Genomic DNA, 22120 nt, shown 5'->3' with positions numbered 1-22120 from the left:
ACCTAGGAGCGTACTTGGTACCTTTGATACTCAAAAAACTGTTTAGGATGCCATTTTCAGCCAAGACCCTAATCTTGAGCGCATTGTGTCGGGATTGACAATTACCCTTTATACAGCCGGCCACACAATCGTACTCAAGGGACGGCAGGGATGCAGTAGTCTCGCCGGAGACTTCAGGAAGGGGTGGTGCCCGGGGAGAAACATGATGATTGCCATTCCGGACAACACAACTAAAGCTCCCACTATGTCCCAGGTTGTAGGCCTGAACCCATTTACCTGCCAAAGCCACAATACCGGGACAAAATGTAGACACCTACAGATCACCCTTGATGTAGGCCCTGCCGGGAGCTCTGTTATCAAACAAAACACCGGCAGCCATTACTCTGGGCCAACAAAATTACAGGATCTCAACCTCCTCCGGGGTCAACCAGCCGGCCTCGATAGCGCGCTGCATAGCGGTTTCAGGCTGAGAGGTGTACACGACAATGGCTAGGCTTTCTTCAGCCCTGCTGCACGTTACGTAAAGCAAGCGTCGCGTCCGGGACAGGGCATCGTCCTTGCCTGCCTGCTGGTTCTTGATGTCGTTGTCTGAAGGTGCCTTAACGCCTAACAGCTTCTCGTAGCTAAACAGGAATCCTCCGGCTTCTTCGTCGTTGAGAATCACCATGACCCTTGGAAACTCCAAGCCTTTCACCCCCTGATGTGTATCGAAGGGAGAAAGGCCTTCTGCGTATCCGGCGAATGCAGCCATTTCAGAGTATGGCCGCCCCAGAAGCACACGGTACGTATGCACTTCAAGGGCCTCACGGTCGACGGTATCCGGCGGCTCCTCGTCGGTCACACCCTGTGCAAGGGCCGCAAGGAGCCGATCAGGTATTTCCAGCAGACCTGTTTGCTCTAATGTCCGCACGATTTCGGCCAAGGATGGATTGTTGTCAGCGAATAGTGCGCATAGCGTATGACAGCCCATACCCGCTTGCTGGAGCAACGCTAATTGATCAGGAGCTGCTTTAATACGGTCACTGTCGAGCAGTGGCGATATCAACCTTACCGCCTCCATTAGAGCGAATTCGCTCTCATTGGCTGCGGCCAAGATAGGCATGACACCCTCGAAGAAAATCTTGAGTATCGGTAGCGTGCCATCCAGCAAACTAGTGCGCAGATGCTCTGCCGCATAAAGCGGCGTGAATACCCCCTCGAATCCGAGGCGCCTGCCCGCCATTTTGTGTTCAAGGATCAGAGTTTTTCGCTCAGAGGCACCTGCTGCCCAATGCTGATCGCCCGTAATTTCCGCCATGCGTTCAGCAATTCGGCTCTCCAACTCAAAACCTCCGCCTGCAGCTTGCTGAGTACAGAACAGGCGAACGGTACCTTGGATCGCGTCAGGTTTTGGAGTCTGTTGATGATCATCGGCGGCCCTGCGGATGATATTGAGGAGTTTAACGATCCTTGTGGGGCATCGGCGATTTACGGGCTTCTCGGGAATGGCCCAGTCCTCGGGAATCGCCTTTTCTAAGTGCTCTTTGCCATCGTTGTAAATCCGTTGCATGGTGTCGCCGAGAAGGCCCAGGCAAAACCTTTCAGGGATTAGCGCTTGGGCGGCCAAGAACGCGTCCATGAGCGGGCCATTGGTATCTTGGCTTTCATCGATCAGAAGCACGGGGTACTGATCGGCCATCACATCCAGCAGAGGTGCGCGCTGAATGAACGCAGCGGCCATCTGTATGACCTCAGCATGATTCAGCGCTTGGCGCCCTCGGTTCTCTCCGGTGGGGCTGTAGGTGAAACTTACAACGTCATCTAAGGCAGCCAGCCGTCTCGTTTTGCTATCAACCGATGCGCGATTGGCACGAGCCGTTTTGTTATTCGGATCTTTGGCTTTGGCGAGCTTTCCGTTCAGTTCCTCAATGCTTTCGCCGAGCTTGGTGCGAAGCCACTCACGGATGTCGTCATTGAAGCCCTGGATCATTCGCCATGAAAACGCATGGATGGTTGAAACGACCACCAACGGATCATGCTCCAAGCGACGTGCAATCTCCTCGCACGCCGCGTTGGTGTACGTGATGATGGCCACCTGGCGCCCTTCGAACGTAAGGCGTTTATGCTCTCGGGACTTAAGCTCGCTCACCGCTGTAACCAAGGAATGTGTTTTCCCTGACCCCGCGCCAGCGTATAAAAAAAAGCTCTTCGGATGATCAAAGTCCAAGCACTCTCGGATCACCTCATCGGCATCACGAGCACCTTCAGTGTACTCAGTCGTGCCCGGACTCATTCGGACACCTCAACGATCGCGGCTGGAACGACCAGCAGATCCTTACGTTTGAGCTCCAGCTTGGACTGCAGCCAAGTCAGACCTTCATGTATGTATGCGGGTACTGCAAGCTGACCGAACGCCGGATCTCCGAGCACCTCAAGTGCAAACTCGGCTTTGTCTCCCGTTCGCAACTTATCGAACAGGGCCGCGCCCAACGCTTGTCCTGTGTCAGCCTCCTGGATAGCCTTGCTGAAAGCACGCATCAACCCACGTCGAGGACTCCCCGTGAACCGCTGGGCATTGGTCAATGCCAAGCTGTCTTCGAACGTATTTGGGAGCGCTTCGTCTTGCGCACCGGTTTTCGGCAATTGAATGGATACAGGGGTCTGATACGCGATCCTGATTGAGTAAAGCGAATCGATCTCCTCTACTTTATGCCCATCCTCCAGATCAAGCAGCGTGTCCACATCATGACCGAGCCCTTTCACTCGCATCCAGTGGCGCAAAGTGGGGTTGTTCGTGATCTGTGCCGCCCCCCTTGCGACAGGTTGTGCTGCTTTGTCTTTCCCTGCGTCGAGGTCGGTGATGACCAAGGTTGCGATACCCAGCGCATCCACCAATGGCCTCAGTCGGTGCGCATGACTTCCACCAATATCTAGGATAGTGATATAGCACTGGTCGAGAAACTTAAAATGCTGCCGCAGGAAGTGGGGCAGGATCATGCGCTCTGCAGCACCTTCCACCAGGATCACAGCGTCAGCGAAGAAGAGATCTGCGTGGTGTGCACGCAGGTACCGTGTGACGAAGTCTTTCGTCTTACCCGCTTGGCCGAATACGGCGCTCAGGTTTGAAACGGTCGAGACGGGAATTGGAACACCCGCCATGCCGGATGGAAGGCGCCGAAAGTAGCGAAGGTGCTCATATTCAATTTCGTGAGCGACGTGGCTTGAGTGAGAGCTGACGACTAGCTGAGTTTTGAGGTTTGGAAATTGCTCAAGTAGCGGGTCGTTACAGAGCACGTGATACGCATGTTTTATGAACGCTTGCTGCACTTGAACATGTAGATGCGCCTCGGGCTCCTCAACCAGTACAAGGTGAATGGGCTCGACGTTAGCAGTGGTGCGTTCTTCAGGGGTTCGAGACTTCTTCAGCCAGTTGTCACGAAACGCCATGAGCCGAAAGATCATGGAGATCAGATTCTGGTAACCCAACCCGTTCGATGTCTCTGGAAGCGTTAAACGTGGCTCGCCAGGCGCACCGGCAACCGAGTCCAGTTCAAACAGTACTGCGGCCTCATGATCTAAACCATCGGTTGGAGCGAGGCGAGTTGCCACCTTGATGCTGGGATCGCTGTTGTTGGGGTAACCGAGGCCCGCGACCTCCCTGAGCGCCGGGGCAAAGCTCGTTGTCAGCCTAGTGTCAAAAGCGCTTTGGGCGGCTTCAATCGCCCTCAGCGCTTCAAGATCCGACACATCGGGGCTGTCGCCTGGATCAAGGTGGCGACGATAGTAGGTGCGCAGCTGCTCAGACAGTTTCCTGCCGCTTCCTGTTTTGCTCTCGTCCTGCCCCTCATCAGCGCTGTCGCCAAAACCGCGCTGAGCATTGATCTCATGAACCCGGATAAGGCTGAGGAGTGGATTACGCTCAAGTGGCGCTGCTGTGTCGGCCAGGGCTTGCAGGGTCGCTGTCCTGCTTTGCGTACACGGAGGAGAAAGCCTATCTGGGTTGAGCCGGTACCAGCGCACTTTGAACGACTTGACCAGACGCCGGTTTAGGTAGTCGTGAAGACTCTGCGGCCAAAGCTGCAGGGAAGTGCGTACCTGTCCTTGCTCTGCCTGATCGTGGATCTCCTGAAGAAGTGTGGCCACGCGCGCACGCTCCTTTCGGTAGTCGGTATAAAGCGTTGGTAAATCGTCCGGCTCCAATCGAAAGCGCATCCCGACCATTCCCCCTGACCAAGAAAAGTTCGGAATCAGATCGCGAATGTGGTGGAACTCCCCCTGAGCTGCCTGTATCCATACATCGAGCGTTGGCAGCCACGCGGCCCAACTATTGGCATCTGGAATCGCGAAGTCTTCACCTGCCTGCTCCCAGTCGCGTCCGATGGCATCGAGCGTGGCAATATGGCAAAGCGTTAAATCCTGCAGTCTGAACGTGGTAGGCTTCACCAAGAACTTGCGCAACGCCAACATCGCTGAAGATTTGCCGCTATTGTTGGCGCCAACCAGAAGCGTCGTTTCGGCGGCCAAATCGATTCTGACGGACTTCAGCTTACGAAAATTCGCGATTTCCAGGTGCTGGATACGCATAGACTCATCCTTGAATAATATGGAGGGAAGGCCGTAGTGCTTTTCCCACTATGTTGAACCTTACCTGAGTGGCAGTCAGCCACCAATATGGTTGAGCAAGGTTGAGTGAGATGCGGAGGCGAAACCGTCATCATCGGACAGTCGCTGGACTGAGCTCAGACGGGCCCTGCATGAAACCCTACATCAGGATTTTGCAGGCCACCGGAGGCGAGCGTAGGGCTAGGCTCAACAGGGTGCCTCACCCCACGTAGCAGGAAAGAGGCCGGGCATGTTAGACACTGGGTGGAATGGTGCTCGGGAGTTTCTTGGCGGCAAGCCCACCGAAAGACACCGTAGAATCCACGTATCGGAGAGCGGATTTCATATCCTTCCAGCCAACGTAATTCATCAGCCCCTTGATGTCCCAGCCGTTGGCAGAAGCCCAGGTTGCAAAACCGCGCCGCAACGAATGGCTGCTGTAAAGCTCTGCCTGCAGGCCCGCCTCACTGAAGATTCTCCGAAGCATCGGGATCAAGCTCTTGGGGTTGATGGCAGTCTCTGAAAGGTTTCCCCATCGATCTATCCCTCGAAAGACCGGGCCTCCAACGAGCCCGGCAGCGGAGATCCAGCTCACATAAGCATCGACAGGGCAGAGCTTAATCAGCGCGGGGGTCTGAAACGTCGTGCCCAAGTATTCACGATCACCTTTGCTTTGGGGGAGAAAGAGAGTCATTCCTTCGCCGGGTTGGGCTTGAATGTGTTCAACCTGTAGCCGCGCAAGGTCATCACTCCGAAAACCTCTCCAGAATCCGATCAAGACAAACGCGATGTCGCGCCGATACCGCATGACTGCTTTGTGGTTGCCGGCGGCGTACGCGGCAGTCGCCTCACACTCCAGCCATCTGATGGCCTGCTCCAAATGCTGGAGGAGGAGAGGAGCGGCCTGTTTGACCTGGGCAGGGTGAACGGCACGAATGCCTTTGAGAACGCGCCTGACATCGGGCGTCTTCGTCGGATCTGGAAACCCTTGGGATATGTGCCATTGAGCCAGAGCCGCCACGCGCTGCTTCAACGTACTTATCGAATGCTGGCCAGCGTATTCAGCCAGGTATCGGACGATGGCATCTCCAGTCGCAGGAAGGTAGCCGCCCCACGTGACTTCGAAATGCTCAACCGCTGCCCGGTAGCTCTTGCGGGTGTTCTCGCGTGTCCCGGCCCGAAGGTAGATCTCGGCCTTGCTCATGGTTGACCTCATCTTAGCCAAGTCGCGGTCTGGCGGGGGCGATACGCACTGAAAAGCCATTCTACAACGCTGAGAAGACATAAATCTCTATTATTCTATCCCAGAATTGCATTGGAGAAAGCCTATAAATGTTATGCTAGTGGCATGTAATTACATAGTACGTAATACGGTACGAAATCGTAGGAGTGTTTCTTTGGCACGAGCAGGCATCAATAAGGCAATCGTCCAAAAAGCCCGGCAGAGCCTGCTGGCCAAAGGCATCAATCCCAGCATTGATGCTGTGCGTAACGCTCTGGGCAATACGGGCTCCAAGACGACGATTTCTCGGTATCTGAAGGAAATCGAGGCGCGTGACACCAAGCCGGATTCGACTAGCGAGAGCCTCAGCAAGGAGCTTTCTGCGTTAGTGGAAAGCTTGGTTAGCCGGGTAAAGGAGGAGGGCACAGAAACGCTTGTACAGGCACAGGCTGAGTTCGATGAGCAGCGCCTTGCCCTTGAGCACGAAGCTGTGGCCCGCCAGGCCGAGCTGGATAGTCTCAGAGGGCAGCTGGACACCCAGACCGCTGCGCTTCAATTACAGACGCAAGAGCTACAGACCTGTCAGTCATCCCTTCAAATCGAGATCACCCGCAACGCCCGCATCTCCCAGAGCTGCAGCGACCTTAAACTGCGTGTCCAGGAAAAACACGCGCACATCCAGTCGCTGGAGGAAAAGCACGTCCACGCGCGTAACGCGCTGGAGCACTACCGCGCGGCAGTGAAAGAGCAGCGCGATCAGGATCAGCGCCGGCATGAGGCACAGTTACAGCAGATCCACACAGAGCAAAGGCAGCTCCAGCAAACATTGATCGTTAAGCAGGAGGAACTGGGGAGGTTGAACAGGGATAACGAGCGCCTATTAAGCGAGGCTAGGCACTACGCCAAGACGATCGCCAATCAGGAAGATCTGATAGCGCGCCAGGGGGGTGAAATCCAGTCCTTGAGGCTTTCAGAGGCGAAGGCCTTTGGCGCCAAAGAGCAGCTTGGTGAGCACGTAAATGCGCTCCGGGCCGAAATGAAACGGCAGGCTGAGACCACTGACGATGCTATGCGCAGAGCTTCAGAGTCGGAACGCCTGCTGGCCCTCGCTCAGCAACAGTTCGAGGACATGCTTCAGGGGATGGATAGGGAGAAAGAAGCGACGGGAAAGGCTTCTGATTCTAAGTCGTCGAAGGCGCCTCGGCGGCCAAGGAAGAAAACAGCAAGCGACACGAATGGCGCAGAGAAGCCCACTCGTGGAGGTACTGTTTTGCAGTGCATCGACTCTAAAAGCTGAACTGCCAGGGCGCCTTGAGCAAAGCGTCCCGTGCGTCCTAGCAAGTGCATAGTCGGCCTTCATGTTCTCGACAATTGCCGGGGTAGGGAGCTCGACTTCCGCGTCTGCGATAACGATCTCATCAAAGAGGGGCAGTGATTTCTGCACACCGGCGACTTCCCATCATGCTGAATGCCTATCTCCTGCAAGGTGGGCCAGTGCATTAGCATCGGCCAGCAAATCTTGTGCTTTACGGTCTAGCTCAGCGCGTTTGCACAAATCCGCAACGTTACTGAACGCCTTTTCAGCTCGAACTACCTCGATTCGCCTGCCGACGTTTTCCGCTAGGCCACGAATCATACGAAAGCCCAAGGCGCCTCACCGGCACATCTTTGTCAATCACGTTTGTAGGTAGCTTTGGCCTCGTTGTAGCCCTTTCTGAATCCTCAGAAAAAAAGGGGTAGTAACCTCATCCGGCAGATAGACATGATTGACCTGCATCGAGCGAAGCAAGTTTCCTGATGCAATTCGATACTCGTTCAGCAAACGCCCGGTCAAGTGGGTTATGCATGGTGTCGCCAAGCTCGTCCCGCTGATCGCTTTGAATAGAGTGTTACCCATTACTTGGTGGTTGAGCGTGAAAACACCCAAGCCACGCATATGCGGTACACATGTGCAGTGAACTGTCTCATCGGACTGGCCAAGTTGCCACTTGCCGCGACGAGCTCGGGTTTGAGTGCCCCTTTACCGAGGTCCGTGCCGTGTGAAGGGCGTTGGCGGCGAGAGATGGTAGATCTCCAGATACTGCTGGCTGTCAAAGGTGGCGTTGTGACACTATCGACCATTGGAACAATGGAAAGCTAGCTGGACAAACCGCGCCGCTTCGGCTCAGAGACATTGGGCTATCCGGGTGAGACTGCAGCTTGCAGAATGCAGAAAGAGCCCGAGGCTTTGCTCTATTCGACCTGGCCATTGACAGCAAGCTGCGTGCCGAACAAAAACTTAACCCATTACCAAGGATGGTGACCATTACACTGTTCGACAAGAAATCGAAGTCCGTCACCACCTTGTTTTACTGATGGGTTAAGTCACTGATTCAATCCAGAATATTTTGTGGCCACCAAAGAGCGGTTTTACGGACCTTTGAGCCTGTTTCCATACACCAACCTGTTCGCAAAGGTCAACGTGAGCTAATCATATCCGCAGCTTGCTGAGTGGCTTCCCGGGTGCGGTTGGCGAGCTTGCGGACTTCATCCGCGACCACCGCGAATCCACGGCCGGCATCCCCGGCTCGAGCGGCCTCGATCGCAGCATTCAGTGCGAGCAGATTGGTCTGATTGGCGATGCTTTGAATGACGCCGACGATCTCGGTCAGCTTTTGCAGGCTTTTTTCCATGCTCAGGCGCTGTTGCTCCTGTTCCTCGCGCAGCTGCATTTTCAGTCGTTCCAGGTGAACATCGACCAGCGCGCCGACCACTCGGGTCGGCGTCCCATCGGGTGAGCGTTGCGTCTGGCCAAGGGAGCGGAACCAGTGATATTCGCTGTTCTTTAGTTTGACCCGGTAAACCGCCTCGAACGGTGTCCGTCCGCTGCGGTCGCCAAGGTGGGCGCCGAACAGTTCGATTACGGTCGGCTTGTCTTCCGGGTGAATACGCGAAGCCCAGCTATCCAGCTCGTTGGGAAAATCTTCCTCACCTTCGAATCCGAGCATGGACCGGAACTGCGGCGACCACCACAACGGATTGTGCGGATTAAGCGGATCGCCCCCGATAATCTCCATGTCCCAGATGCCGTCACTGAGCATTTCCCTGGATAATTCGAAGCGAGTCAGGATTCTCTCGTGTTCGCTGTCTCGCTCGCGCTGCGCATGGACATCACGTATGGCACCCGCTACCCGCATGGGACGGCTCTGAGCGTTGCGCTTTGTGACGATGCTGATTTCGAACCAGCGATAATCACCGGTCCTCGTCCGCAGCCGGGCTTCGGTGGAGAAGGCGAGATCGCTCTGCCTTCCGGCCAAATGCCGCGCCATTGCGTCCAGGGTCGTTTGTTTGTCCTCGGGGTGCAGTAGGTCGGTCCAGTTATTCAGCGGTGCGGAACTGTCCGCTTCGTTGATGCCGATTAGCGTGCGGAATCGTGGAGAGCACCAGAATCCGGATTCGTCCGCATCCTCGCGTGTCGCGACCTTGTCCCACCAGCCGTCAAGGCTTGCCTGACCGATGAGATCGAAGCGGATGCTGGCAGCGCGTTCTCGAGCTTCGCTTGCGGCGAGCCGTCGATCTAATAAGTCCAGGGCCTGCTGCTGCTCTTCATAGCGCCGTTGCCGCTGCTGGAGCCCTTCGCAGTGACCCAGCCACGCCCGTTGAGCGCGCTTGGCCAGCGCGCCAGTTTCGCTGAGCTCTGTCAGGGCGATGGAGGGGGATCCCGCTTCAAGGGCTTCGACGATTTGAGACAGGAAATCGATTGCTGACTTATTGTTTTTCGATAACAGCATATTGGTGCTCTCTGATTGAACGGCTGCCCTGCAGCCGGTGATTGGCAATTCGCGCCATGTGGCATCTGCAGCAAGAGCTGAACGCGCCGCTAAACAGCCGGCCTCGTAAGCTCTTTAGGGCGCAAGCAGATCGCTCCGCCGGCTTAGTCATACGACCGCCGTAACTCGCCGCACCGGCGAATAGGAGGATGCGCAACAGTGGATATTCGCCAGGTGGTTTCTCTCAGGACGGGCCTTTTACTTTCAAGCGAGTTGATCCACTCAGGCGTGACTGGAAGCGTTTTATCGCAGCCCCTAGCTTGGATCAGGCGACTGCCAACACATACGCCGAGGACGCATCCGCCTGCGATCAAAACCCGCCTTATATCGCGTCTTCCTTTCTCGCCACATACCGAGTGGACTCACCTCGCTTAAGTGTCGAGCGGCTCGGCAGGCGCTCCGCAACGTCTGAAAACATAGTGAAACCGGATATGCCTGCGACGCTAGGGCGTATCGGGCATCGACGTCTATTAATGTCATGAAAAGGCACGCGCTGGCATTTTCGGTTGTGGCTCGGACAGCCGTAGTACGGACAATGAACCTAACGGCCATTGGCGTCGGTAAAAGACCTACAAGAAAGGTAGACCTATGAAGCTTGGATCGAATATTGCCGCGGTGGTTACCGGCGGCGCGTCGGGATTGGGCGAAGCGGTGGTGCGCAAGCTGGCGGCCGCGGGTGTGAAGGTCGCGATCTTCGACATGAACGCCGAGCGTGGCGAACAAGTGGCAAAAGAGGTAGGCGGTGTGTTCTGTCGCGTTGATGTGCAATCCGACGAATCCGTGGATGCAGGCTTTGCCAGCGCCCGCGAAGCGCATGGCCAGGAGCGCATTTTGATTAACTGCGCGGGTATCTCCAAAGGCATGAAGACCGCTTCGCGAGACCGTAAAAGCGGCGAGATAAGGTCCTTTCCCAGCGCTGATTTTGATCGTGTGCTGCAGATCAACCTGGTTGGCACCTTCCGCTGCCTGGCCCGCTCGGCCGCCGGCATGCTTGGCCTCGAACCGCTGGAGTACGGCGAGCGCGGAGTTATCGTCAATACCGCCAGCGTCGCCGCTCAGGACGGGCAGGTCGGACAAGCCGCCTACTCCGCATCCAAAGCCGGCGTGGTGGGTATGACCCTGCCGATTGCTCGCGACCTGGCGAGCGAAGGCATTCGCATCAACACCATCCTGCCGGGCCTTTTCGCCACGCCGATGATGGCTGGCCTTCCCGAGAACGTGCAGCAGTCGCTGGCGGTGTCCGTGCCGTTCCCGGCACGCCTCGGTTTGCCGGAGGAATACGCCGACCTGGTCGAGTTCATGGCCACCAACGGCTACATCAACGGCGAGTCCGTGCGCCTCGACGGCGCTATCCGTCTCGCTCCGCGTTGAGTCGTATGACGCGCTTTTCTGGCTTGAACGGTTATCGCCGCTGGCAGCAGCGGCCGGAGGAATCATGACTTCTGCCTATATTTTTGACGCGGTGCGGACCCCGCGCGGCCGCGGCCGCCCGGATGGCGCCTTGCACGAACTGACGTCCTTGAACCTGGCCAGCCAGGTGCTGCGGGCAATACGCGACCGCAACGAGCTGGACACCGCTTTGATCGACGACGTCATTCTTGGCTGCGTCATGCCCGTGGGCGAGCAGGGCAGCGACATCGCCCGCATCGCCGCGCTGGTGGCCGGCTACGACCAGCGTGTGCCGGGCGTGAGCATCAACCGCTTCTGCGCATCGGGGCTTGAGGCCTGCAACATGGCCGCGGGCAAGGTGCTCAGCGGCGAGGCGCAGTTCGTCGTCGCCGGGGGGGTCGAGTCCATGTCGCGCGTGGCGCTGGGTGCCGACGGCGGCGCCATGCTGGTCGACCCGACGTTTGCCTTCGATCACTACTACGCGCCCCAGGGCATCGGCGCCGATCTGATCGCCAGTCTTCACGGCTATAGCCGTGAGGACGTCGACGGCTATGCGGTCCAAAGCCAGCGCCGTGCTGCGCAGGCCTGGGAAGAAGGGCGTTTCGCCAAGTCCATCGTGCCGGTGCTGGACCAGTCCGGCATCGTCCTGCTCGATCGCGATGAGCACATGCGGCCGCAAACCACGGTTGATTCCCTGGCCGGACTCAAGCCCGCATTCGTCAAGCAGGGTGAATCTGGCTACGACATCGCGGCGTTGCAGCGTTACCCGCAACTGGGCGCGATCAGCCACGTACACCACGGCGGCAACTCGTCTGGTGTGGTCGACGGCGCTGCCGCAGTGCTGATCGGCTCGAAGGAAGCTGGTGAAGCGCTGGGCTTGAAGCCTCGCGCCCGGATCATGGGCATGGCGTCTATCGGCTCGGAGCCGACCATCATGCTCACCGGGCCGGCGCTGGTAACGCAAAAGGTCCTCAAACGGCTAGGCATGACGACGGCCGACATCGATTTGTTCGAGCTCAACGAAGCCTTCGCCGCCGTCGTGCTCCGCTACCTCCAGTTGCTGGAACTCGACCCCGCCAAGGTCAACGTCAACGGCGGCGCCATCGCCATGGGCCATCCGCTGGGTGCCACTGGCGCGATGATTCTCGGAACCGCGCTGGATGAGCTGGAACGCACCGACAAGCAGACCGCCCTGGTCAACCTCTGTGTCGGCGCTGGCATGGGTACCGCAACCGTCATCGAGCGAGTGTAAGAGCATGAAGAATTTCTCCATTCAGATCGATGCGGACGGCGTTGCGCTGGTCACCTTCGACATGGCTGGCAAGCGCCTGAACGTCATCAGTGATGAGGTTCAGACCGAGCTGGAGCAACTGGTGAGTACGCTGCGCGACTCGCCCGAGATTCGTGGCGCAGTGCTGGTGTCAGGCAAGGAAAACGGCTTCTGTGCTGGTGCCGACCTGGGCGAGATCATTGGTCACTTCGACCGCTGGCGTACGGCACAACGTCAGGACGCACTGCGCCAGGGTCTGGCTGAGAGCAGCAGCCTGTCGCGCCATCTGCGCGCACTGGAAACTTGCGGCAAACCGGTTGCGGCGGCGATTTCCGGCATGGCCTTGGGCGGCGGCCTCGAGCTGGCGCTGGCGTGCCATTACCGCGTCGCGGTGGACGACCCGAAGCTGCGCCTGGCCTTTCCCGAAGCCGGTGTCGGCCTGTTGCCGGGCGCAGGGGGTACGCAGCGCTTGATCCGTCTGATCGGTATCGAGGCCGCGCTGCCATACTTGCTGGATTGCCGGCCTATCGACCCGGCCGACGCGCTGGCTGGTGGCTTGCTGCATGCACGAGTCCCAGCCGCTGAGCTGGTGGAAACGGCGCGGCGCTGGGTACTTGAAAATCCGCAGGCGGTTGCGCCTTGGGACCAGAAAGAATTCCGCCTGCCAGGCGGCGGCCCGCACACCCCGCAAGGCTATCGCGGCTTCGGCCCGGCTATTGCCGCGCGCCTTGCTGGTGGGAGCGCCGATCAACCGGCGCAGGCGAACATCCTCAAATGCGTTTATGAAGGCGCGCAGGTGCCGATTGATGCCGGCCTGCGCATCGAGTCGCGTTATTTCTTCAACACTGTGCGCTCGCCGCAGGCCAAGGTCATGGCGCGGACCTTCTTTGTCTCGCGCCAGACGTTGGCCAAGCGGGAGAAGCACACCGACCCGCGCAGTTATCTCGACGCGCTGCGACAGGCCACGAAAACCGAGCAGCAAGTGTTGCTGGAGGAGGGCGTCGCCGCACCGTTGGTGGCCGCGCTCGCTCGCCGTTACGCCGTTGAAGGCGCGGCGATCGAGGCGCCTTCCCAGACGCAGTGTGAGGACACCGATTTCGCAAACATCGCAGCGATCAAGCAGCGGCTGCTCTATGCGCAGACACTGGCGGCGGTCCGCGCACTTGAGGGCGGTAATGCCGGAGATGCATTAGAAGCAGACGCCAGTGCCGTTGCCGCCGGTTTTCCCAGCTGGACGGGCGGGCCGATTTCATTCATTGACGTCGAGGGCCCGCAACGTTTTCTCGCTCAGGCCGAGCGCTTTGTCGCCGAACTGGGTGAGCGTTTTGCGGTGCCGGCGGGGCTGCGCGAGCGTGCGGCCGCCGGACGCGGCCTCTATGATGAGCCCGCGTAATCCCTACAACCGATAAGGCAGTACGAGGCATACATGGGCATTCTCATTGTTGAAAACCGTGAAGGCGAACAGATGACCCTGCAGGCGGAAGCTTCGCAGAACCTGATGGAAATCATGCGCAGCGGCGGCGTGGACGAGATCCTTGCCCTGTGCGGCGGCACCTGTTCCTGTGCTACTTGCCACATTTTCGTTGATCCGATGTTCGCCGAGCTGCTGGAGCCCATGGGCGCCGATGAGAACGATCTGCTCGATAGTTCCGACCACCGCAACGCCACTTCGCGGCTGTCCTGCCAGGTGATCTGGCGCGAAGACCTGGACGGCCTGCGTGTGACCCTGGCTCCGGAAGACTGAAGCCAACCCGCTCGGGCTGATCCATGACAAGACTAACAAGAGGTATCGACCATGCGTAAGGATGTCGTGATCGTGGGGGCCGGGCATGCCGGCGCCCAAGCGGCGGGCTTGCTCCGCCAGCAGGGCTTCCAGGGCTCCATCGCCATGATCGGCGAAGAGCGCGAGCTCCCCTACGAGCGTCCGCCGCTGTCCAAGGACTACCTCGCGGGCGAGAAGACGTTCGAGCATTTTCTTCTGCGTCCGGCCAGCTTCTGGAATGACAAGCACATCGACATGCACCTCGGTCAGCGTGTGGTTGCGGTCGACGCCGGCGCCCATCGACTGAGTACTGCAAGTGGTGAGACGTTCGAATACGGCTCGCTGGTCTGGGCTACCGGCGGCGCGCCACGGCGTCTCAGCTGCCAGGGGCATGACCTGTGCGGCGTGCATTCGGTGCGCAACCGCGCCGACGTCGACCACATGATCGCCGAGCTACCGACTACCCAGCGCGTGGTAGTCATTGGCGGCGGCTATATCGGGTTGGAAGCAGCGGCCGTGCTGAGCAAGCTGGGCAAGCCTGTAACCGTATTGGAGGCTCTGGATCGCGTGTTGGCGCGCGTGGCCGGCGAGCCGCTGTCGCGCTTCTACGAGGCCGAGCACCGCGCTCACGGCGTGGACGTGCGCCTCGGCGTGGTGGTCGATCACATCGTCGGAGACGGCGAGAAGGTCACCGGCGTGGCGCTGCAGGACGGCAGCGTGCTGCCGGCTGATATGGTCATCGTCGGCATTGGTATCGTTCCGGCGGTTCAACCATTGGTTGAAGCGGGACTGCCGGGAGGCAATGGCGTGCTGGTCGACGAATATTGCCGCACGCAGCTGCCGGACGTATTCGCCATCGGCGACTGCGCCGCGCACGTCAACCGTTATTGCGCCGGCGACGCGCCGATCCGCCTGGAGTCGGTGCAGAACGCCAATGACCAGGCCAAGGTGGTGGCCAAGTTCCTGGTCGGCCAGGAGGATGCCTACGACGCGGTGCCATGGTTCTGGTCCGATCAGTACGACCTGAAATTGCAAACCGTCGGCCTGTCGACCGGCTACGACCAGACGGTGGTGCGCGGCGATCCGGCTTCGCGCAGCTTCTCGGTGGTATATCTCAAGCAGGGCCGCGTGCTGGCCCTGGATTGCGTGAACCTGGTGCGCGATTACGTACAGGGCAAGGCGCTGGTGAAAAGCGGCTTCGTTCCCGATATCGCCGCCCTGGCGGACGCCGCGATGCCGCTCAAGACGCTGGCAGCGGTGGCCTAAATGAGCACGGAGAACAGGCAGCCGGTCACGCTGGAGATCGCCGAAGGCATCGCCCGGGTGGTATTCGATCGCCCGGAATCGCTCAACGCCATCGACGTGGACACCGCCGAGTGCTTCCTCGCCCTGTGCCAGCAATTGCAGGCGCGGGAGGAAGTGCGGGTGATTGTGCTGTCCGGCAGCGGCCGAGCCTTCATGGCTGGTGGCGACCTGGCGGCGTTCCATAGTTCCGACGATCCCGCGCAGTTGGCCTCGGCCATCATCCAGCCGCTGCACCGCGCCCTGGCGCTGCTGGAGCAACTGCCGCAGCCGGTAATCGGCAGCGTGCACGGTGCCGTGACCGGGGCCGGCATGAGTCTGGCGCTTGGCTGCGACCTGACCATCGCCGCCGACGATGCGCGATTCTGCCTGGCCTACCTGGGCATCGCCACCAGCTTGGATGGCGGCGGCTCCTGGCACCTGTTGCGCCAGATCGGCCTGCAGCGGGCGATGGAGATGGCCCTGCTCAACACCGTGCTATCGGCCGAGCAGGCATTGCAGCTGGGGTTGATTGCGCGCGTGGCGCCAGCCGCCGAGCTGCAGACGCAAACTCATGAGTTCGCCCTGCGGCTGGCGTCCGGCCCGACCTTCGCCTATGGCCAGGTTAAGCGCCTGCTGCGCCAGGCTGGAACACACACTCTGCAGGAACAGCTGGAAGCCGAGCACGAGGCATTTCGTGCCTGTGCCGGTACGCAGGATTTCCGTGAAGGCATCGCGGCGTTCTTCGCCAAGCGCAAGGCCGCGTTCACTGGTCGCTGAGCCATTCCCTCCGAACAACCTTTCGCCGATCCGATCAAGGCCAGCCGGATCGGTTTTTTTTTGCGTGCTCCGTTATTGCCTGGGGCGGCCGCACCGAGCTCGACGAACTGAGCATCCGCGAGCACTGACACTTTCGGCCATCCGCAACCCTGCGTTTTTGGCACGAAATGCTTTCCGCCACTCCGTGTTGCCATCGCTGCCACGGTCGGATTTCCCAACAATCAACCCATCAGCCTTCCACTCGCTCACCGCAAGCGACTGGCGACAACTCCAATAACGGGCGCATGAACAATGACAGCAAGCGATGTTCTCTCCACCGCATACACCGACGCCGTCAACGACACTGTCGCAACGGCCGTTCCTGCTGAGCTGCTCGAGAAGCTGCGCGCCGTGGTCGGTGAGGGCGGCATGCTCACCGGTCAGGATGTCGCATCGCGCCATCCCGGTGTGTTCATGTCACGCATCGAGGCCGATGCCATCCTGCGCCCCACCAGCACTGAGCAGGTCGCGCGGATACTGGAATTGTGCAACGCCGCGCGTCAGCCGGTGGTGGTGCAGGGCGGCATGTCAGGCTGGGTGCGCGCCACCCAGACCAAACCGGGCGACGTGGTGCTGTCACTGGAGCGGATGAACGCCATCGAGAGCGTCGACCTCGCCAACCGCACAGCCATCGTGCAGGCCGGGGTGATCCTGGAAACCCTGCAGGACCATCTGCAGCCGTCCGGCCTGAGCTTCCCGCTTGACCTCGGCGGTCGCGGTTCCTGCCAGCTCGGCGGCAACGCCGCGACCAATGCCGGCGGCGTGCGGGTGATCCGCTACGGCATGATGCGCGAGCAGGTACTCGGCGTCGAAGCGGTGCTGGCCGACGGCCGCGTGGTGTCTTCGCTCAACCGGATGATCAAGAACAACACCGGTTACGACCTCAAGCAATTGTTCCTCGGCAGCGAAGGCACCCTGGGGGTCATCACCCGCCTGGTGTTGCGTCTGCGCGAACTGCCGTCGAGCAGCAACACGGCGATGATCTGCGCCAGCAGCTTCGAGCAGATCGCCAAGCTGCTGCGCCACATGGACGGCGCGCTGGGCGGCCAGCTCAGCGCCTTCGAACTGATCGACAACAATTTCTACCGAGTCAACACCGGGCCGGGCCGCCATCAGCCGCCGCTGCCGTCGGACAAACCGTACTACGCCATCATCGAATCCCTCGGCGCACACCAGGCGCGCGACAGCGAGGTGTTCGAGCAGGCGCTGGAGCGCGGCATCGAGCTGGGCCTGATCGACGACGCGGTGATCGCCCGCTCCGAGCGCGAGAAGCAGGGCATCTGGGAAATTCGCGAAGACCTCGAACATCTGGTCAAGGATTTCCGCCCGTTCTACGCCTTCGATATCTCTCTGCCGGTGGGCGACATGGAGGAATACATGCGCCGCGTCACCGCCCGGCTGCGCAGCGGCTGGCCGGAGGGGGCCATCGCGTTCCTCGGTCACGTCGGCGACGGCAACCTGCACATCGCCATCGGCGCCGGCACCGAAGATCAACGGCATGACGTCGAGGCTTGTGTCTACGAGCCGCTGGCCGACTTCGGCGGCTCGGTATCGGCCGAGCATGGCATTGGTTTGGAGAAGAAGGCCTGGTTCCCGATCAGCCGCAGCCCGATCGAGCGCGGCCTGATGCAGGAGCTGAAGAACCTGCTCGACCCGAACGGCATTCTCAACCCCGGCAAGATTTTTGAATCGACCGGCCCGGCGGAGCAGGCGTGATGAGCGCGCCGCTGCGGCTGCACGGCTATGCCGTGAGCAACTACTTCAACATCGCCCATGCGGCGCTGATCGAGAAGGGTGCCCGCTTCGAGGTGGTCACCACGCGGGCGAGTCAGGACGAAGCGTTCCTGGCCGTCAGCCCGATGGGCAAGATTCCCGTGCTGGAAACCCCGCACGGATGGCTCGCCGAGACGGTGGCAATCATCGAATACCTCGAGGACAGCCTCGACGGCTCGGCGCTGCATGCCGCCGACCCCTTCGGGCGCGCCCGCGAGCGGCAGTTGCTCAATGTCGTGCAGATGTATGTCGAGGTACCGGTGCGTTCGCTGTTTCCCGGCGTGTTCATGGGTGGCGAGAACAGTCAGGCGACCGTCGACGCGGCGCGTGTCGCCCTTGATCGTGCCATCGGTGCCCTGCGTCGGCTGGCCGACCCCCGGCCGTTCCTGATGGGCGAGAGCCTCAGTTACGCCGACCTGTTCGCCTTCTATTGCCTGGATATCGCCGAACGCGTCAGCCGCTTCGTCTACCAGCGCTCGATCCTCGCCGAGATCGGCCTGGAGCAATGGGCGCTACACATGGCGCAGCGCGACAGCACGCGCCAGGTGCTGGCCAATTTCGATGAGGTGTTCGCCCCTTATCTCGCCGCCAGGAACGCGGCCTACCAGTTCCAGCCGACGTGCTACGACGCGGTCAGCCCCGACTGACGCTGCACGACGATGTATTTAACGATGCAACGGAAAACAATAACTATGCGTGACGTGAAGCTAGAGGATAAATACACCGCCGAGACCGGCGCTGTCCTGTTGACCGGGACCCAGGCTCTCGTGCGCGTACCGATGCTCCAGCGCGAGATCGATCGGCGCAACGGCCTGAACACCGCCGGCTTCATTTCCGGCTATCGCGGCTCGCCCCTGGGTAGCTATGACCTGGAGCTGTGGCGGGTGAAGACGCTGCTGGAACAGCAAGACATCCTGTTCCAGCCCGGCGTCAACGAAGACCTGGCCGCCACCGCCGTGTGGGGCACGCAGATGCTCGCCGGCGCGCCGAAGCCGAACAAGGACGGCGTGTTCGCCATCTGGTACGGCAAGGGTCCGGGCGTCGATCGCTCCTGTGATCCGCTCAAGCACGGCAATTTCGGCGGCAGCCATCCTTACGGCGGCGTACTGGTGGTGGCCGGTGACGACCACTCCGGGAAATCGTCTACGGTCGCCCATCAGAGCGAAGTGGCACTGATGCATTGCGGCATACCGATCCTGGCGCCGTCGAACGTCCATGACGTGATCCGCTTCGGTTTGCTCGGCTTTGTCATGTCTCGCTACACGGGCCTTTATACCGGCTTCAAGCTGTCGAACGAGACGCTTGAGCAGACGATGACGGTGGATATCGGCTCGGCCACTCCTATGCCCGAATTGCCGGATCGTGGCGTGCTGCCGCCCAACGGCATTCATTTCGTCTCCACGCACATCGACCGCCAGCAGTCGGAGGTGGTGGTCAAGCGCTACCGCTGGCCATTGGTGGAAAAGTTCGTGCGAGCCAACCGCCTGGACGAAGTGCGTATCGACGCCCCCGCCCGGCGGCTCGGCATCGTTTCCACCGGCAAGGCCGTTCAGGACGTGATGCAGGCGTTGAGCCTGCTCGGTCTGGATGAGGTCGGCGCGGCAGCGTTGGGGATCTCCTTCTACAAGCTTGGCTGCATGTACCCCGTCGAGCGCGAAGGGCTTCGCGAATTTGCCCAGGGGCACGCCGAGTTGCTGTTCATCGAGGAGAAAGATCCCCTGATCGAAAATCAGGCCAAATCCATCCTGTACGGCATGCCAAACGCACCGCTGGTCGTCGGCAAGCTCGATGAAGATGGCGAGTTCATGATCCCTTCGGACGTGCAGCTCGAACCGGCACAGCTGGCCGTGGTGATTGCCGAACGCCTACGCCGCCTCGGTGTTCCAGCCGACGCAGTGTCCGCCCGTGCCACCGAACTGAACGAGACGCTTGCGCGCGTCGCCACGATGGACCCGGCGCAAGCCGCGCGCTCGCCGTACTTCTGCTCCGGCTGCCCGCATAACACCGGCACCCGAACCGTCGAAGGCAGCATCGCCGCCGGTGGCATCGGCTGCCATGCGATGGCGATGTACAGCGGTCCGGCGATGCTGCCCAACACGCACATGGGCGGCGAGGGCGGTCACTGGTTCAGCCTCGGCCATTTTTCCGATACGCCGCACATCTTCCAGAACATGGGCGATGGCACCTATTACCACTCGGGCCTGCTGGCGGTTCGTGGCGCGGTTGCCGCCAGGGTGAACATCACGTTCCGCATCCTGTTCAACGATGCGGTCGCAATGACCGGCGGGCAACCGGTCGATGGCCCGCTGACGCCTGGCGACATCACTCGGCAGGTGCTGGCCGAGGGCGTGGTGCGTTGCGTGGTGGTCAGCGACAAGCCGGAAAACTACGGTGCCCAGAGCGGCCTGGGTACCGGCGTCACGGTTCATCATCGCGATGATTACGATACAGTCCAGCGTGAGCTGCGCGACGTCAAGGGCGTCACGGTCATCGTCTACGAACAGACCTGCGCTGCCGAAAAGCGCCGCCGCCGCAAGCGTGGCAAGTTTCCCAACCCGGCCAAGCGCATGTTCATCAATTCGGACGTATGCGAAGGCTGCGGCGACTGCTCGGTGCAGTCCAATTGCGTCAGCGTGTGGCCGAAGGAAACCGAGCTGGGACGCAAGCGCGAGATCGACCAGTCCAACTGCAACAAGGACTACAGCTGCGTGAAGGGCTTCTGCCCGAGCTTCATCACCGTGCTCGACGCCGAGCCGCGCAAACCGAAGAAATCCACCCTGGTCGCCGAGCTGATCCAGGACCTGCCGGCGCCCAGCCAAGTGGCGCTGGACGGCGCGTTCAACATCATGGTTTCCGGCATCGGAGGCACCGGCGTGGTCACCGTCGGCGCGCTGTTGGCGATGGCGGCGCACCTGGAAGGCAAGGCCTGCTCGGTGTTCGACATGACGGGCCTGAGCCAGAAAAACGGTGCGGTTTACAGCCACGTGCGCATCGCCAGCGACAGCCGCGAGTTGGGCGCGCAGAAGCTTGGAATGGGCGAGGCCGATCTGGCGCTGGCGTTCGACGCCGTTGCGGGCCTGTCGAAAGAGCCCGCCGTGACGCTGGACCCGAAGCGGACGCGCGTTGTGGTCAATATGCGAGTCACTCCCACACCGGCTTTCCAGCGCAATCCGGATCTGCAGATTGACCGTGAGCGCATCGTCGGTCACCTGCGCCAGCTTTCTTGCGAGCTGCATGGGGTCGATGCCAGCGGTCTTGGCCTCGCGCTGATGGGCGATAGCATCGCGTCGAACCTGTTCATGCTTGGCTACGCGGTGCAGCTCGGTCTGTTGCCCGTATCGCCAGAAGCGATTGAGCGTGCGGTCGAGATCAATGGCGTATCGATCCAGTTCAACAAGGAGGCGTTCGGGCTGGGCCGGTTGCAGGCCATCGACCCGTCGCGTATCGAGGCCGCAGTCGCTCAGCAAGTGCCGCAGCCGCTTGATTTTCAGCCACTGACCGCGTTGACCGACATCATTGAACACCGCATGGGCTTGCTGACCCGTTATCAGAACGCGGCCTGGGCGCAGCGCTATCGCCAGCTGGTGGATCAGGTCTCCAAGGCCGAGCAGGCGCTGCTGCCAGGGACTGACTCGCTGGCGGTCGCCGTTGCGCGCAATTTCGCCAAGCTGATGGCCTACAAGGATGAATACGAGGTTGCTCGCCTGCACAGCGATCCTGAGTTCAAGGCTCGCCTGCGCGAAGCCTTCGAAGACGGCGCGAACTACCGGTACAACATGGCGCCGCCTCTGTTCTCCAAACGCGATCCGGTCACCGGCCACCTGCGCAAGCGCGAGTTCGGCCCGTGGGTTGGCAAGGCGTTCGCCGTGCTGGCACGGTTCAAAAGCTTGCGTGGCACGCCGCTCGACCTGTTCGGGTACACCGAAGAGCGGCGCATGGAGCGCGAGCTGATCGCTCATTACGAACAGCAGATGCTCGCACTAATAGAGCACCTAATGCCGGCCAACCATTCGGTCGCGGTGCAAATCGCCTCGCTTCCTACGCAAATGCGTGGATTCGGGCACATCAAGGAGGAGAACGTTAAGCGTGCCAAGGCGCTTGAAGCTGAATTGATTGCTGATTTTCATAACCCGTCTCTCGGCAAGCCCACCGTATTCATTCCGGTACGCCAGGTTTCCGCGGATGTTAACGAGCACACGCAATGAGGATAGAAG

At 60.2% G+C, this 22120-nt stretch carries 17 protein-coding genes; 10 read left to right on the top strand and 7 right to left on the bottom strand.

What is annotated here, in order from left to right; all coding sequences use genetic code 11:
* Window positions 1-108: 108 nt before the first annotated feature.
* The 4 genes from GQA94_RS23645 to GQA94_RS14455 all read right to left on the bottom strand — a co-directional run bounded on the left by GQA94_RS23645 (window position 109) and on the right by GQA94_RS14455 (window position 5785).
* On the bottom strand, window positions 109-324 hold the full coding sequence (locus GQA94_RS23645; RefSeq protein ID WP_423835440.1) for a hypothetical protein: 216 nt from the start codon (window positions 322-324) through the stop codon (window positions 109-111).
* A gap of 73 nt (window positions 325-397) precedes the next feature.
* The gene (locus GQA94_RS14465; protein WP_158188673.1) at window positions 398-2272 is read right to left on the bottom strand and encodes a UvrD-helicase domain-containing protein; all 1875 of its coding nucleotides are present in this window, start codon (window positions 2270-2272) and stop codon (window positions 398-400) included.
* Entirely contained in the window at window positions 2269-4563 is a 2295-nt protein-coding gene (locus tag GQA94_RS14460) for an AAA family ATPase (protein WP_158188672.1), read from the bottom strand. The genes GQA94_RS14465 and GQA94_RS14460 overlap by 4 nt, the downstream gene beginning before the upstream one ends.
* A gap of 271 nt (window positions 4564-4834) precedes the next feature.
* Window positions 4835-5785 carry a site-specific integrase gene (locus tag GQA94_RS14455; RefSeq protein ID WP_158188671.1) on the bottom strand — a complete coding sequence of 317 codons (951 nt, stop codon included), beginning with the start codon at window positions 5783-5785 and terminating at the stop codon, window positions 4835-4837.
* 193 nt (window positions 5786-5978) lie between these two features.
* Here GQA94_RS14455 and GQA94_RS14450 point away from each other — a divergent pair, with 193 nt between their 5' ends.
* Complete coding sequence (locus GQA94_RS14450; RefSeq protein ID WP_158188670.1) at window positions 5979-7100, top strand: DNA-binding protein; 1122 nt, start codon at window positions 5979-5981, stop codon at window positions 7098-7100.
* Between the two features lie 162 nt (window positions 7101-7262).
* On the opposite strand, the gene GQA94_RS23640 is transcribed toward GQA94_RS14450, so the two are convergent.
* From GQA94_RS23640 to GQA94_RS14440, 3 genes are all read right to left on the bottom strand, one after another.
* Window positions 7263-7439 (bottom strand): hypothetical protein, encoded by a 177-nt coding sequence (locus GQA94_RS23640; RefSeq protein ID WP_423835439.1) that lies wholly within the window; start codon window positions 7437-7439, stop codon window positions 7263-7265.
* A 39-nt stretch (window positions 7440-7478) separates the two neighbouring features.
* Window positions 7479-7700: a S8 family serine peptidase gene (locus GQA94_RS23590; protein WP_336508015.1), complete on the bottom strand. Its 222-nt coding sequence runs from the start codon at window positions 7698-7700 to the stop codon at window positions 7479-7481.
* A 559-nt stretch (window positions 7701-8259) separates the two neighbouring features.
* The gene (locus GQA94_RS14440; RefSeq protein ID WP_158188668.1) at window positions 8260-9573 is read right to left on the bottom strand and encodes a methyl-accepting chemotaxis protein; all 1314 of its coding nucleotides are present in this window, start codon (window positions 9571-9573) and stop codon (window positions 8260-8262) included.
* 627 nt (window positions 9574-10200) lie between these two features.
* Between GQA94_RS14440 and GQA94_RS14435 the strand changes: the two genes are divergently transcribed.
* The 9 genes from GQA94_RS14435 (at window position 10201) to GQA94_RS14395 (ending at window position 22111) form a co-directional block, all read left to right on the top strand.
* The gene (locus GQA94_RS14435) at window positions 10201-10983 is read left to right on the top strand and encodes an SDR family NAD(P)-dependent oxidoreductase (RefSeq protein WP_158188667.1); all 783 of its coding nucleotides are present in this window, start codon (window positions 10201-10203) and stop codon (window positions 10981-10983) included.
* Window positions 10984-11047: 64 nt separating this feature from the next.
* Window positions 11048-12253 carry an acetyl-CoA C-acetyltransferase gene (locus GQA94_RS14430; protein ID WP_158188666.1) on the top strand — a complete coding sequence of 402 codons (1206 nt, stop codon included), beginning with the start codon at window positions 11048-11050 and terminating at the stop codon, window positions 12251-12253.
* Between the two features lie 4 nt (window positions 12254-12257).
* Complete coding sequence (locus GQA94_RS14425; protein WP_272870210.1) at window positions 12258-13664, top strand: enoyl-CoA hydratase-related protein; 1407 nt, start codon at window positions 12258-12260, stop codon at window positions 13662-13664.
* Window positions 13665-13697: 33 nt separating this feature from the next.
* The gene (locus GQA94_RS14420) at window positions 13698-14015 is read left to right on the top strand and encodes a 2Fe-2S iron-sulfur cluster-binding protein (RefSeq protein WP_158188664.1); all 318 of its coding nucleotides are present in this window, start codon (window positions 13698-13700) and stop codon (window positions 14013-14015) included.
* Window positions 14016-14066: 51 nt separating this feature from the next.
* The gene (locus GQA94_RS14415; RefSeq protein WP_158188663.1) at window positions 14067-15299 is read left to right on the top strand and encodes an NAD(P)/FAD-dependent oxidoreductase; all 1233 of its coding nucleotides are present in this window, start codon (window positions 14067-14069) and stop codon (window positions 15297-15299) included.
* Entirely contained in the window at window positions 15300-16094 is a 795-nt protein-coding gene (locus tag GQA94_RS14410; RefSeq protein WP_158188662.1) for an enoyl-CoA hydratase/isomerase family protein, read from the top strand.
* Window positions 16095-16385: 291 nt separating this feature from the next.
* Complete coding sequence (locus GQA94_RS14405) at window positions 16386-17849, top strand: FAD-binding oxidoreductase (RefSeq protein WP_158188661.1); 1464 nt, start codon at window positions 16386-16388, stop codon at window positions 17847-17849.
* Window positions 17849-18553, top strand: coding sequence for a glutathione S-transferase family protein (locus GQA94_RS14400; protein ID WP_158188660.1), 705 nt, complete (start codon window positions 17849-17851; stop codon window positions 18551-18553). The genes GQA94_RS14405 and GQA94_RS14400 overlap by 1 nt, the downstream gene beginning before the upstream one ends.
* 45 nt (window positions 18554-18598) lie before the next feature.
* A complete protein-coding gene (locus tag GQA94_RS14395; RefSeq protein WP_158188659.1) occupies window positions 18599-22111 on the top strand; it encodes an indolepyruvate ferredoxin oxidoreductase family protein in 3513 nt (1170 codons plus the stop codon).
* Window positions 22112-22120: the final 9 nt, after the last annotated feature.

Source organism: Stutzerimonas stutzeri (assembly GCF_009789555.1).
GTDB lineage: Bacteria > Pseudomonadota > Gammaproteobacteria > Pseudomonadales > Pseudomonadaceae > Stutzerimonas > Stutzerimonas stutzeri_R.
This window is presented reverse-complemented; position numbering and strand designations above follow the sequence as displayed.

Coding starts and splice junctions, on each gene's coding strand:
- GQA94_RS14465 (WP_158188673.1), bottom strand. CDS start 2,272: ATGAGTCCGGGCACGACTGAGTACACTGAAGGTGCTCGTGATGCCGAT.
- GQA94_RS14460 (WP_158188672.1), bottom strand. CDS start 4,563: ATGCGTATCCAGCACCTGGAAATCGCGAATTTTCGTAAGCTGAAGTCC.
- GQA94_RS14455 (WP_158188671.1), bottom strand. CDS start 5,785: ATGAGCAAGGCCGAGATCTACCTTCGGGCCGGGACACGCGAGAACACC.
- GQA94_RS23640 (WP_423835439.1), bottom strand. CDS start 7,439: ATGATTCGTGGCCTAGCGGAAAACGTCGGCAGGCGAATCGAGGTAGTT.
- GQA94_RS23590 (WP_336508015.1), bottom strand. CDS start 7,700: ATGGGTAACACTCTATTCAAAGCGATCAGCGGGACGAGCTTGGCGACA.
- GQA94_RS14440 (WP_158188668.1), bottom strand. CDS start 9,573: ATGCTGTTATCGAAAAACAATAAGTCAGCAATCGATTTCCTGTCTCAA.
- GQA94_RS14435 (WP_158188667.1), top strand. CDS start 10,201: ATGAAGCTTGGATCGAATATTGCCGCGGTGGTTACCGGCGGCGCGTCG.
- GQA94_RS14430 (WP_158188666.1), top strand. CDS start 11,048: ATGACTTCTGCCTATATTTTTGACGCGGTGCGGACCCCGCGCGGCCGC.
- GQA94_RS14425 (WP_272870210.1), top strand. CDS start 12,258: ATGAAGAATTTCTCCATTCAGATCGATGCGGACGGCGTTGCGCTGGTC.
- GQA94_RS14420 (WP_158188664.1), top strand. CDS start 13,698: ATGGGCATTCTCATTGTTGAAAACCGTGAAGGCGAACAGATGACCCTG.
- GQA94_RS14415 (WP_158188663.1), top strand. CDS start 14,067: ATGCGTAAGGATGTCGTGATCGTGGGGGCCGGGCATGCCGGCGCCCAA.
- GQA94_RS14410 (WP_158188662.1), top strand. CDS start 15,300: ATGAGCACGGAGAACAGGCAGCCGGTCACGCTGGAGATCGCCGAAGGC.
- GQA94_RS14405 (WP_158188661.1), top strand. CDS start 16,386: ATGACAGCAAGCGATGTTCTCTCCACCGCATACACCGACGCCGTCAAC.
- GQA94_RS14400 (WP_158188660.1), top strand. CDS start 17,849: ATGAGCGCGCCGCTGCGGCTGCACGGCTATGCCGTGAGCAACTACTTC.
- GQA94_RS14395 (WP_158188659.1), top strand. CDS start 18,599: ATGCGTGACGTGAAGCTAGAGGATAAATACACCGCCGAGACCGGCGCT.